The organism is Mesorhizobium helmanticense, from assembly GCF_003034915.1.
Lineage (GTDB): Bacteria > Pseudomonadota > Alphaproteobacteria > Rhizobiales > Rhizobiaceae > Mesorhizobium > Mesorhizobium helmanticense.
This window is the reverse complement of record NZ_PZJX01000027.1, coordinates 171,218-183,897: the sequence shown is the minus strand read 5'-3', so window position 1 is coordinate 183,897 and position 12,680 is coordinate 171,218. Positions and strand designations below refer to the sequence as shown.

11 protein-coding genes are annotated in these 12,680 nt (G+C 63.2%); 7 read left to right on the top strand and 4 right to left on the bottom strand.

Going from position 1 to position 12,680, the window contains the following annotated elements; translation table 11 throughout:
* Positions 1–236: 236 nt before the first annotated feature.
* The 3 genes from C9427_RS14415 to C9427_RS14405 are packed head-to-tail and all read left to right on the top strand — an operon-like array spanning position 237 to position 3,978.
* Complete coding sequence (locus tag C9427_RS14415; RefSeq protein ID WP_107649800.1) at positions 237–1,853, top strand: GMC family oxidoreductase; 1,617 nt, start codon at positions 237–239, stop codon at positions 1,851–1,853.
* On the top strand, positions 1,850–3,064 hold the full coding sequence (locus C9427_RS14410; RefSeq protein WP_107649799.1) for a mandelate racemase/muconate lactonizing enzyme family protein: 1,215 nt from the start codon (positions 1,850–1,852) through the stop codon (positions 3,062–3,064). The genes C9427_RS14415 and C9427_RS14410 overlap by 4 nt, the downstream gene beginning before the upstream one ends.
* Positions 3,061–3,978, top strand: a complete 918-nt coding sequence (locus C9427_RS14405) for an NAD(P)-dependent oxidoreductase (protein ID WP_107649798.1) — start codon at positions 3,061–3,063, stop codon at positions 3,976–3,978. Before C9427_RS14410 ends, C9427_RS14405 begins: the two co-directional genes overlap by 4 nt.
* 91 nt (positions 3,979–4,069) lie before the next feature.
* On the opposite strand, the gene C9427_RS14400 is transcribed toward C9427_RS14405, so the two are convergent.
* Entirely contained in the window at positions 4,070–5,008 is a 939-nt protein-coding gene (locus C9427_RS14400) for a diacylglycerol/lipid kinase family protein (RefSeq protein ID WP_107649797.1), read from the bottom strand.
* A gap of 714 nt (positions 5,009–5,722) precedes the next feature.
* Between C9427_RS14400 and C9427_RS14395 the strand changes: the two genes are divergently transcribed.
* The 3 genes from C9427_RS14395 (at position 5,723) to C9427_RS14385 (ending at position 7,938) form a co-directional block, all read left to right on the top strand.
* On the top strand, positions 5,723–6,157 hold the full coding sequence (locus C9427_RS14395; RefSeq protein WP_107649796.1) for a hypothetical protein: 435 nt from the start codon (positions 5,723–5,725) through the stop codon (positions 6,155–6,157).
* Positions 6,158–6,162: 5 nt separating this feature from the next.
* Positions 6,163–7,293 (top strand): hypothetical protein, encoded by a 1,131-nt coding sequence (locus tag C9427_RS14390; protein WP_107649795.1) that lies wholly within the window; start codon positions 6,163–6,165, stop codon positions 7,291–7,293.
* 129 nt (positions 7,294–7,422) lie between these two features.
* Positions 7,423–7,938 carry a hypothetical protein gene (locus C9427_RS14385; RefSeq protein ID WP_107649794.1) on the top strand — a complete coding sequence of 172 codons (516 nt, stop codon included), beginning with the start codon at positions 7,423–7,425 and terminating at the stop codon, positions 7,936–7,938.
* A gap of 84 nt (positions 7,939–8,022) precedes the next feature.
* Here C9427_RS14385 and C9427_RS14380 read toward each other — a convergent pair whose 3' ends face one another.
* Positions 8,023–9,648 (bottom strand): FAD-binding oxidoreductase, encoded by a 1,626-nt coding sequence (locus C9427_RS14380; protein ID WP_245437073.1) that lies wholly within the window; start codon positions 9,646–9,648, stop codon positions 8,023–8,025.
* Between the two features lie 147 nt (positions 9,649–9,795).
* Between C9427_RS14380 and C9427_RS14375 the strand changes: the two genes are divergently transcribed.
* On the top strand, positions 9,796–10,329 hold the full coding sequence (locus C9427_RS14375; RefSeq protein WP_342587246.1) for a YegJ family protein: 534 nt from the start codon (positions 9,796–9,798) through the stop codon (positions 10,327–10,329).
* A 13-nt stretch (positions 10,330–10,342) separates the two neighbouring features.
* Here the strand turns inward: C9427_RS14375 and C9427_RS14370 are convergent, their stop codons facing one another.
* Both C9427_RS14370 and C9427_RS14365 read right to left on the bottom strand, forming a co-directional pair.
* Positions 10,343–11,311 (bottom strand): DUF3137 domain-containing protein, encoded by a 969-nt coding sequence (locus C9427_RS14370; protein ID WP_107649793.1) that lies wholly within the window; start codon positions 11,309–11,311, stop codon positions 10,343–10,345.
* A gap of 176 nt (positions 11,312–11,487) precedes the next feature.
* Positions 11,488–12,564, bottom strand: coding sequence for a CapA family protein (locus C9427_RS14365; protein ID WP_107649792.1), 1,077 nt, complete (start codon positions 12,562–12,564; stop codon positions 11,488–11,490).
* Positions 12,565–12,680: the final 116 nt, after the last annotated feature.

Below are 12,680 nucleotides of genomic sequence, written 5' to 3'. Positions count from 1 at the left end.
TTGGTCTTGTCGAGAGAGATGGCGCGTAAGCGCAGGCTCAGTATTGACTCGCCGAAGCAACGACGGGACGTCTTCGCCAACGCGCCTCCGACGAAGGACAGAGAAGCGTCGGGGCTGAAATTCAAACTGGGGACTGCCGGTCGCTTTTTTCACAACCGATGCCGGAAGGCACGGCGACGCCCAAGGCATGCGCCGTCTAGGCTGCGGCCAGATTTCCGGAGCCCGCCGCATCCATCATGCAGAGTTTTGATTTCATCATTGTCGGCTCCGGCTCGGCCGGCTCGGTCCTGGCCGACAAACTGTCGGCCTCCGGCCGCTTCTCCGTCCTGGTGCTCGAAGCCGGCGGCACCGACCGCCGCTTCTACGTGCAGATGCCGCTCGGCTACGGCAAGACCTTCTTCGATCCGGCGGTCAACTGGAACTACAAGGCCGAGCCGGACTCCGGCCTAGGCGGCAATGTCGACCACTGGCCGCGCGGCAAATTGCTTGGCGGCTCGAGCTCGATCAACGCCATGGTCTGGATCCGGGGCGCGCGCGAGGATTTCGACGCTTGGGCTGCCGCTGGCAATCCCAGCTGGGGCTATGACGATCTGCTGCCTGCCTTCAAGGCGCTGGAAGACAATGAAGCCGGCGCCGACCGCTGGCGCGGCGCCGGCGGGCCGCTGCACATCACCGACTGTTCGAATTCGGTCCATCCGCTGACGAAGCGCTACCTTGCCGCCGGCCAGCAGGCTGGCCTGCCGCTCAATCCGGATTTCAACGGCGCCTCGCAGGAAGGCGTCGGCATCTACCAGATCTCCACCAGGAATGGCCGCCGCATGTCGGCCGCCCGCGCCTTCCTGCGCCCGGCGATGAAGCGCAAAAACGTCCGCGTCGAGATGAATGCGCTGGCGACCCGGATCCTGTTCGAGGGCAAGCGCGCCGTCGGCGTCGAATATCTGCAGAACGGCGAGACAAGAACCGCCCGCGCCGGACGCGAAGTGATCCTGTCCTGTGGTTCGGTCAACTCGCCGCAACTGCTGCAACTGTCCGGTGTCGGCCCCTCGGCGCTGCTCAAGAGGCTGGGCATTCCGATCGTTGATGCCAATGAGAATGTCGGGGCAAACCTGCAGGACCATGTCGGCATCAACTATACATTCAAGGGCAGACTGCCGACGCTCAACCAGATCCTGCGCCCATGGTGGGGCAAATTGCTGGTCGGCATGCAATACATCCTCATGCGCTCCGGCCCATTGTCGCTGTCGATGAACAATGCCGGCGGCTTCTTCCGCACCGACCCGACGGCCGCGCGGCCCAACATGCAGCTCTATTTCCAGGCCTTCTCGACCGTCATCCCGAAAAGCGGCGAACGCCCGATCCTGACGCCGGATCCCTGGCCGGGCTTTTCCATCGGCCTGTCCAATTGCCGCCCGTCGAGCCGTGGCGAGATCATGATCCGCTCCAGCAACCCGCGCGACTATCCCAGGATCACGGCCAACGCGTACTCAACGAACGCCGATGTCGACGAGATGCTGGCGGCGGTGAAATTCGTGCGCAAGATCGCCTCGATGCCCGCGATGGCCGAGATCATCGAGGAAGAGGTTCTGCCGGGTCCGTCGATCCAGTCCGACGCCGACCTGATCGCCGATTTCAGGAAGCGTTCGGGCACCGTCTACCACCCGGTCTCGACCTGCCGCATGGGGCCGGACCCCTCGCGCGCCGTCGTTGACCCGCGGCTGAAAGTGCACGGCCTCGAAGGTTTGCGCGTCATCGACGCCTCGATCTTTCCCGACAACATCACCGGCAACACCAATGCCGCCTCGATCATGACCGGATGGAAGGGCGCCGAACTGGTTCTGGAGGACCAAAAATGAAAATCACCGACGTCAAGACCTGGGTTGTCGGCAACCCGCCGCCGGGCATCGGCGGCAAGTATTTCATCTTCGTCAAGCTCACCACCGATGGCGGCGTCGTCGGCTATGGCGAAGCCTACAACGCCACCTTCTCCGGTCATGTCACGGCCAGGATGATCGAGGACATGGCCGAGCGTTATCTCATCGGCCGCGACCCGCACGATATCGAGAACTTCTTCCGCCGCGCCTACTCCTCCGGCTTCACCCAGCGCCCGGATGTTTCCGGCATGGGCTGTTTCTCCGCGCTCGAAATCGCCTGCTGGGACATTATCGGCAAGGAGGCCGACAAGCCGGTCTACAAGCTGCTCGGCGGCCAGGTGCACGAGACGCTGCGCTCCTACACCTACCTCTATCCGCACACCGGCAGCGTCCATTCCGAGGACGCGCCGGACGGCAGGAACGTCTACAACGACCCTGAGATGGCGGCGGCCTGCGCGCTCGAATATGTCGAGCAAGGTTTCAATGCCGTGAAGCTCGACCCGGCCGGTCCCTACACCGCCTTCGACGGCCACCAGCCGCGCCTCATCGACATCGATGTCTCCACCCGCATGGTCAAGGCGATCCGCGAGGCTGTCGGCACCCGCGCCGACATCCTGTTCGGCACCCACGGCCAGTTCACCGCATCGGGCGCGCTGCGCCTCGCCCGCGCCATCGAACCCTATGATCCCTTGTGGTTCGAAGAGCCGGTACCGCCCGACATGCCCGAAGTGATGGCGCAGGTCGCCCGCGGCACCTCGATCCCGATCGCCACCGGCGAGCGGCTGACGACCAAGTTCGAGTTCGCCCGTGTCATCGAGAACCGCGCCGCGACCATCCTGCAGCCGGACCTCGGTCGCTCCGGCGGCATTCTCGAAACCAAGAAGATCGCCGCCATGGCCGAGGCCTACCACATCCAGGTGGCGCCACACTGCTATTGCGGGCCGATCGTCGGCGCCGCCAACATCCAGCTCGCGGTGACGCTGCCCAACTTCCTCATCCTGGAATCGCTGAAGCAATGGGACGGCTTCCACGCCACGCTGCTCAAGAAGAAGATCGAGTGGCAGGACGGCAACGTCATCCCGTCCAGAGAGCCCGGCCTTGGCGTCGAGCTTAATGAGACCGTCTGCGAGGCGCATCCCTGGACCGGCAAGGACCTGCATCTGCAGATGATGCAGACGCCGTTGATGCCGTGAGCGAACGCTACGCCTTCATCGGCCTTGGCCATCTCGGCGGCAACCTTGCCGCCAGCCTGGTCCGCAACGGCTTTGCCGTCACCGTCTTCGATCGCGACCAGACGGCCGTCGACCGTCTTGTGGCACTCGGGGCCATCGCCGCGAACAGCCCGGCCGAGGCCGCCGCGCGGACCGGCAACGCCATCACCTGCCTACCCTCGCCGAAGGTGAGCGAAGCGGTGCTGGCCGGCCCTGACGGATTGCTCGAAGGCCTGCCCAAGGGTGGCGCCTGGATCGAAATGTCGACCAACGGCCGTGACGAGATTATCCGTCTGGCTGCACTCGCCTCGGCAAAAGGTATCGAGACATTGGAATGCCCGGTCACCGGTGGCGTGCATCTGGCGGCGGTGGGAAAAATCACCTCGCTGGTCGGGGGCGATGTGGCACTCTACGAACGCCACCGTCCGGCCATCGAGGCGATGTGCGAAAAATCATTCCTGATGGGCCCGATCGGCTCGGCGGCGGTGATCAAGGTGATCACCAACATGCTGGCCTTCATCCATCTCGTCGCCGCCGGCGAGGCGTTGATGCTGGCCAGGCAGGGCGGGCTCGACCTCGCCCAGTCCTATCACGCGATCGTCGCCTCCTCCGGCAACAGCTTCGTCCATGAGACCGAAAGCCAGCTCGTGCTGAACGGCTCCTACGACATCGGCTTCACCATGGACCTGGCGCTGAAGGACCTTGGCTTCGCGCTTCGCATGGGCGAGGATTTCGGCGTGCCGCTCGATCTGGCCTCACGCGTCAACGCGATTTTTGAGCAAGGCAAGGCCGCCTATGGCGGCAGCGCCTGGTCAACCCAGATCGTCAAACTGCTGGAAGATGCAGTCGGAACGGAGCTGCGCGCCCCCGGTTTCCCGGCAAAACTGGCAATCTGACGTTACGGAATTATCAAGCGATTTCAGTGGATTGAATGGGCCGCTGGAATCACGGCCGCAACGGCCTGAATCAATCTCTCAACGCGTTGAATCAACATCTGAGCGTCAGCGCGCCCGGCAAGATCTCGAATGTCGCCGGTATGCGCCCAGGCGACTCACCGTCTATGTCGACCAGCGCGCCGTTCTTATCCACATCGCCGACCGGTTCGACAACCACTTTCTTGCCGCGCAGGATGGTGATGGCCGGATGGTTGCGATGCCGCCCGCCATAGAGCAGGCGGATGTCCCAGATCAGCTTCAGCTTGCCGGCAGCACGCAGGATGACGATGTCGAACTGACCGTCGTCCAGCTCGGCGTCCGGCGCGATCATCATGCCGCCGCCGAAGAACTTTCCGTTGGCCACCGCCACCAGCGCCATGCGTGCCTCGACCGGGTCGCCGTCATCGACGGTGATCCTGACGTCCTGGAACCGGTAGCGCATGAATTCCCAAACGGTGCGCCAGTAGAACAGCGCCCTGGCCGAGACCTTGCCCTTGCGCTTGTCGGCATTGACCGCGCGGTCGGTGGCGCCGGAGAGGCCGAGGCTGGCGATGTTGATGAAATGGCGGCTGGCCAGCGCGCCGTGATCGTCGATATAGCAGATGCGCCCGGCATCGACCTTGCGGGGCTTGGCGCCGGCGATGCGCTTCAGCGTCAGGTCGACTTCGCCGGAGAGGCCGAGCCCGCGGGCGAAATCGATGCCGGTGCCGCAAGGCAAAAGGCCGAGCGCAGCCGTCCGGCCGCTCTCCTGAAACGCCTGCAGCAGCCCATCGGCCACCTCGCTGGCCGTGCCGTCGCCGCCCGCCGCAATCACCAGCTCGAAACCGCTGGCCGCGAGGTCGAGCGCCAGCCTTTCGGCATCGCCTTCGGCCTGCGTTTCGCGCAACTCGAAATCGCCGAAGTGCTTTTTCAGCAAGGCGCTGATCTCGGGCCAATGCCGTTTCAGCCGGCCGCCACCTGCAATCGGATTGAGCACCACCCCGACCTTCAAGCAACCTCCCCCAAAGGACATCGAGGGCGCCGCGACTCCCAAAATCCTTTGCCGGCATTGAAGCCCGTGACGGCCGGCGGAGCAAGCGCCGAATATTTGACGATGTTCGCCGTGGATGTCCTCGCCGCGCATCGGGTCGGGTCTGTCTCGAAAAACGCATTGGTCCCCGATAATCCCGCTATCCACAGGCTCGGGCCGGTTCCCCAAGACACTTATCCGGCATACATTGAACCCATCTCAGGCGGCTACCGATCGCCACGCCGAAAGGCAAAGCGGAACGGCGGATTTCCTGAGGCCCGTACGGCCCGAAACGAGAGCAGGCTTGCCTGCAGGAGGGACGGATGCCGAGACCTACGGGGCCGCGGAAAGCGTGCGAACGCCAACGGCGGACCGATGCTGCCATGAAGGACGGCAAAAACCTTCGATGGCGCGCTGGACGAAGCTCGCAAGAGTGAAGGCCGGCGTGGTCCCGAACGGACGCTGCTCTCGGGTAGCGGACTGGCAGGACCGTCAAAATCAAGGCCGGCATGGCGCGACGTCTTTACGGAAGTTGCTGCCGCGACCGTGTCCTGATCTGACAGGGAGGCGCTGGGAGAAATCCCGGCGCCGACTGTCTTTTAGCTATCATCCACAATTTTTACGGTCTTTTTGGCTGGGGCTGCAACTGGCAGCAAAATCAGCTAACGTTTAGCGTCACTTGGAGGGGGATACTTCATGACGTTGATCCAGAAGCTTGCCATTGCCTACGCCTTCCTGTTCTTCGGCGTTGTCGCCATCGGCTACATACCGGCGTTCAACGACGACAATGGCAATCTGTTCGGATTGTTCTCGCTGCAATGGTATGACGACCTTCTGCACGCCTTTTCCAGCGTCTGGGCGCTGGCCGCCGCCTTGATCTCGCACCGCCAGGCGGTGTTCTATTTCAAGCTGTTCGGCTCGGTCTATCTGTTCGACGGACTGCTCGGCCTGATCACCGGTTCCGGCTGCCTCGACGCCGGCATCTTCATCAACGGCTTCCGCTCGCTGAACGACGTCGAATTCCCTGCCCGTTTCTTCGCCAACCTGCCGCACCTCGTCATCGGCGGCTTTGCCGTCTATGTCGGCTTCTGGTTGTCGAAGCGCGTGTACGATCATTTCGCCACGGCCTGAGCGCCATGTTCCTGCTTCGCTGGCTGAAACGCATCATCAAGACGATCCTCTGGCTGGTCGTCATCATCGTGCTCATCCCGATCGTCGGGCTGGCCTATGGTTTTCTCACCACGTCGACGCTCGCCAGCGCACCTTTGCCGGGCGTCGCCGAGGGCGCCCCGCCCCAGCCGCTGGCAGACAAGGTGCGCGCCGAAATCCCCGGCTACCAGCGGCCGGAGGAATCGACCTTCCTCACCTATCCGGAATGGGCGATCGTCTATGCCGCCCGCGACTATGCCGGCTTCGTCGACAAGAACCAGCCGAGCGGCTTTCCCTACTGGTCCTATATCGGCCGCTTCTGGCAGGACTATGCAATGGTCATCCGCGCCAGCTCCGACTACAAATTCAACCTCGCCAACCACCAGATGCTGGTGATCATCGGCACCAGCCATACGATCGAGCATGCAATCCAATGGGCCTATGAGAACACGGTCGGCCGCATCACCGAAGCTACCGCCGGCAGGCGGACCGCCGCCGACATCTACCAGGCCAAGGTGGCTGCCGAGTATGCAGGCTTTCTCGATCAGGTGCCGTGGTACCAGTTCCCCTACGCCGAAAAGCGCGCCGGCCTGTTTGCCGTCGAGCCGACACCGGGCGATGGCGCTGCCCGCACCAGCGAACGGAAGCTCGCCTTCGGCCTCGCCGATACGATCAAGCAGTTCTATGCCGACCTGATCAGCGAAGCGGTGGCGGCCACCTCCGACCCGGCCTTGCTCGACATTCATGTCTGGGCCAAGGGCCCGGTCGGCGAAGCGACACGCAACGAGCCTGACACCTTGCTCGAGCGCGACTACGGCGCCGACGGCACGATCTTCGTCACCAAGCGCTACCAGGTATTCACCGACGTAATCCCGCGCCTGATCGACAAGGGCGTCTCCTTCGTCGAGATCGGCGGCAATGACGAGATCATGGTCACCATGCTTTCCAATGACGAGGTCACCGTTCCCGATGGCGCCCGCACACTGTTCAGCTATGAGATCCCGGCGGAGCCGGCCACGCGCCGCACGGGGCTGACCGTCGCCGTGCGCCGGCTGCACATCGTGCTGCCGGCGCTGATGAAGGCTGGCGCCAGGCTGGAGCATGTCTACGACTACTGAGGTTTTTCGGTCACAGTCGCCATTCCGTGAAACGTTGCGTAACACTTCGCCTTGCACATTCCCTGATCGCGGCCAAATCCTGCCTTTTTCTACCCCGACTGGTAGGGTGAAACCCGAAGGGATAATGCCGTGATCAAGACCGCCCTTGTCGCCATGACCATCGTCGGCTGCGACTGCGACGCCAAGCTTTGCGAATATATCGGCGAGACGCCGGCCAAGTGGTCGACCGTCGCCGAATGCGAAGCGGCGATGAAAAGCCAGATGCTGCACGAGCGCAATTTCAATTACCCGCTGGTCTCCGGCATCTGTCGCCCCAAGGGTTCGTCATCGGCCTCGCAATTGGCCGCGACGGCCTCGCGCCCGGAACTGAAACCCGCCAGCCGGGCCGTCCAACCCGAAAGCCCGCTGCCGCCGGAATTGAGCCACCGGCCAAGCGTCCCGGTCGGCTCGCCGACGACGGCCATGGAGGCCGCCGCCGCCCGGCCCGTCGCCTATGAACAGATGGTCGATGCCGGCGTGCTCTATCGCACGAAGAATGGCTATGCCGTGGTCAAGACCGATCTTGGCCGTGCCGCCTCGGCGACCGTCGACATGGCCAAACGCTCCGCGAACTGGCTGGCGGCGAAAATGCCGAGCGGCTTGTAAGCAGCTTTCAGAGATCGTTTCGAAATTCGCTCAGGCGAGCCATATGGTGGTGGTTTCGAGAACCGGAGCGCAGCGGACATTCTCTCAGGCCGTCCCGCTCAGCGCCTTCAGTGCCCGGTAAAAGGTCGAGGAGAACAGCTCGGTCGGGTCATACTGCCGCTTCTTCGCCAGAAAGTCAGGCAGCTCCGGATAGGCCGCAAGCAGTTGCTTGCCGGTGTAATGCAACTGGTAGGGCAGGAAGAACCGCCCGCCATTCTTGATCGTCAGGTCGATCAGCGCCCGCGTCAGCTCGCGCATCCTGGCATTGCCGTCGGCATCTGTCGGCTGGTTGATGTAGAGCACCAGCGAATAGGCCGGCTCCGGCGCATAATTCAGCGCCAAATCTTCCCCATGGACGATACGCACCGAGGCGTTGAGCACCGGCAGGCTCTGCTTGCGCAGGATCTCGCGCGCCTCGGCGATGAATGGATTATAGGCGGCGCGCGGAATAAAATATTCGTGCAGTATGTCGGTCTCGTCCCTCAGATCGTTGAAGAGATAGGGCACCGAATCGTGCATCGGATTGTTGCGCGTGACGAGGCAGGCCTCGCCTTCGGCCATCGCCGCCGTACGCGCCACCGTGCAGCTCTCGAATTTCGGCTCCAGCGTCTTTTCGGTGAACCATTTCAGCTCCTGGAACAGGCCGCCCCATTTCGCTAGGTTCATGATCACCCGCTTCAGGCCGACGCCGCCCGGCTCGCCGATGGCAGGCTGGTCGGCCGGCGGCTGATCGGCGACCTCATCGTAACGGTAGACGATCATGTCCTCGAGGAAATTGCCCGGCGCCGTCGACAGATGCCCATAAAACAGACCGATCGTCCTGTTTGGTTCCAGCACCTCGGCGAAGAACGTCGGAAAGTCGTCCGATTTGATGATCTCGCGCGAGGTCCGGTAGACGGCGTTGTCGACGATGTCGAGCGTCGCTTCCAGCACGACACCGAACAGGCCGTAGCCGCCGACGACATGACGGAACAATTCGGCATTTTCGCTCAGGGAGCAGGTCGTCACCGAACCGTCGGCCAGCATCACCCGCATCGAGCGGATCGAACCGGCCACCGAGCCGGCCTGATGGTCCATGCCATGCGCATTGACCGACAGCGAGCCACCGACCGAAAAGATATCGGTCGACTGCATCGCCTTCACCGCGAAGCGCGGATGCAGCAGGTTCTGGATCTCGTGCCAGCAAGCGCCGGGCTGCAAGGTCATCGTCCTGGCCGCCGCATCGACACTGACCTTGTTGAACTTCCTGAGGTCGAGCACCAGCGCATTGTCGTCGAAGGCGTGGCCGCCCATTGAATGGCGCACCGCGGCGACCGAGACTTTCAGCCCGTTGGCGCGGGCGAAGGCCAGCGCCCTGGCGATGTCGTCTTCCTGGCGCACCTCGACCACGCCATAGACCGGCGTCACCGACAGGCCGCTGGCATCGTTGATGGCGCCGCCCTTGGCCGACCATGGCAGCGAAGGGTCGAAGGCCGGAGAGGTCTCCGGCGGTTTCAGCGGCAGGGAGATACCGTCTATGTCGGCGATGCGTCCGGCGTTCTTCTGTCCCGACGGCCCGCGCGCCAGCCGCGCCACCGTCGTCCCGCCCCACAGCACGGCGCCGCCGACCACGGCAGCACCCAGCAGCAGCCGCCGCGACAGGCGAAACCCTTTGCGTTGCTCGACCATCATGTACCCCCGCTCCATCGATAGCGCGAGGCTTCGGCAAAAACCATAGCGGCGCGTGGCGGAACTGGACTGCGGTTGCGGCATCAATGATGCATTCTTATACGGTTGCAATTTAATCTGTTTTCGCGCTATGGTTGAAATACGAACGAAATGCGCGACGATCTCGACTGTTATGAGGGTTCCCATTCCATGAAGCCTGTATCCCGCGCGATCCTGTCCCTCATGCTAGCGCTTGCCCCACTATCCGCCGGGGCACAGGATTCCAGTCAGGGCGGCGACTCCGTTGTGACAGTGGCCGATGACGATCCGGATATGACGGCGGCGATTGCTCAGGCGCGTGCCAGCCTGGATGAATTTCTGGCGCTGTCCCAGACACCACCGCCTGGAACGGACAGATTCAAGTTGAAGGTGATGATCACGGATGGAAACGAGACCGAACACTTCTGGGTCATCCCGTTCCAGCGGATCGAGACCGGATTTGCGGGAATACTGGCGAACGAACCACAGGCTGTCCACAACGTCGTGGCTGGCCAGTATATCGAATTCAACCGGGACTATATTTCCGACTGGGGGTACACTAGAAACGGCCATCAGGTTGGCAGTTTCACCGTTTGCGTGATGTTCAAGTCGATGTCGAAGGAAGAAGTCGACTACATGCGTAGCCAACGCGGCTTCGATTGCTGACCGCCCAGCCGGACTATCCCGCCTCGTCCCTCGCCCCGATCTTGCGCACCAGCGCCGCCGTCGCCAGCATTGCGCCGATATCCGATATCATCGGCGCGACATGCGTCTGGTAATCGAGCGGCACCGAGATATCGGGCAGCTCGAAGAAATTCTTCGGCTGCGGCAAGAGCAGAAAACCGTCGCTGCCATTGAGCGCGACGCGCGCCGGTTCGTCGGGCCATGTTTCGCCGAGCCATTTCAGCGCCTGTGCCAGCCGGCCGCTCACCAGCGGCTGGGCTGCCTGCGCATTGTCGGTGCGGAATTCGTAGGCGGCATCGAGTTCCGGCACGCCGCTGGACAGTTCCTCCATCTTGCTGGCGAACATGCCGCGGAAAAAGCCGACGACCACATCGGCCCGGCGCGTCGCCACCAATATGCCGGGAAACGGCGCGATGGTCTCGAAAGCGACGATGACGCCCTTGAATGCGGTCGACGAGCCCTTGCCCGTCCCCTCCCGCAGTTCCGCCTCATAGAGCTCGAACGGAAACTCCTCGTAGCGGCCGGAGACGATGTCGTCGAAAGCCTGCCGGTTGAAGGAACCGACCACCCCGCGCGGCAGCCGGTCGAAGGAGTTCGGCGTTACGCCATGCTGGTAGCGCATCTCCGCGATGAAGCCGAAGATGATCGGCAGCAGCCTGTCGCGAAACGATTGCTGCAATCTGCTCGCCGGCTTGATCGCCTGGAAATAGAGCACAATCGCCGCAATGAAGCCTGCGACGTAGAGGAACACATGCGGCGTCGAGAACCATTGCTCGTTGGGATCGGCGATCTTGTTGAAGAGCCAGGCCACGAGCGCAACGAACACCAGCACCAGGCCGACGAACAGCGGCACCCGCCACCGGACCTGCCTGTAGGCCGAAGCTCTCTCGGCTTCATAGGCATCGAGATTGCTTTTGATGGCGGCGATGTCAGCTTCACCAGGCATGAAATCCGCAGTTTCCATCGCCACCCCCACTGTCGAAAACCTGCCTGTGCCTCGGCATGATAGCTGCTTTTGCGGGAAAGTCGCCAGCGCCGGATCCCTTCTCCCCTTGTGGGAGAAGGTGGATCGGCGCGTAGCGCCGAGACGGATGAGGGGTGCTGGAAGAAATGAGGCGTTGGCGCTCCGTCCAACACCCCTCATCCGACCGCTTCGCGGCCACCTTCTCCCACAAGGGGAGAAGGGAAGATTGCTTTCAACCGGCCTTCGACCTTGCCGCGCATTCGACCTTCCAGTGCCTCGACCGCAACCAGCCGCTCGTGGTCGCCAGCCCGCAGCCGCATGAAGGCGTGCAGCCGGTAGGCGGCGATCGCCCCGCGCGAGCCTGCGTCGGTGCTCACATCGACGATGAAGATGGCGCCGATGCGGCCGGGCCATGGCTGGCGCGAAAAGGCGGTGCCGAGAAAATCCCCGAGCCCATAGGCGACGAGCGCCTTGCCGATACGCTCGACCGGCTGCACGACATGGGCATGGTGGCCGGCGACCAGCCCGACGCCATGTCCGGCCAGCCGCCTGGCCAGCGCCCGCGTATCCGGCCTGGGCAAATGCCGGAACTCCCAGTCCCAATGCGGCACCGCGCAGAGGAGATCGTGGCCATCAAACGCATCGCGCTGCCACCGCGCCGGATCGGCTTGCATCGAGACGGAGCTCGCGAACGAAGTCGCATCGGCATTGCGCCACAACGTGAAGGCGGCAAAGCCGATGCTGAGCGGCCCGATCGCAATGCGCTCGACCGGCCCCTTCGCCGCGGCGCCGATGGTGCGGATGCCGAGCCGCTCCAGCGCGGCAAGCGTTTCATCGAAGCCCGCGACACCCTGATCGAGCACATGGTTGTTGGCGAGCGACAGCACGAGTCTTTCACGCGCTATGCCGACGGCCGCCAGCGCCTCGGCGAGAAACCGCTCGGTCATCGCATGATGGGTGCCAAGCCGCGTGCCCATCGCCGCGCTTGGCCGGTCCACCACCGGGCTTTCGCAATTGCCGATCACCAGATCGGCGGAACCAAGCAGTGCCGCAATCGCCGGGTCACAGTCCGGCGCACTGCCATTGGCCACCGCCGATATATCACCGACGAACGCCAGCCGAATTGTCTGCACCGGCGGCGGTTCGATCAAGGTCGCGGCCGCCGCCGCAAAGCCTTCTTGATCGCCGCCAAGCGAAGGCCGAAGGAAGCGCGGCAGCCACGACAATTTGTAGGAAAGCGGATAGTTCGACACGCGAAGCCCAGTTGTTTGCCTTGTGTAGACTGTCTGCCGGACGGGTTGAAGCGTGTCCGCGTACATCAGGCAGTGAAACCGTGGACGCATTCCCTGGCATCGGGCGCGGCGCACCA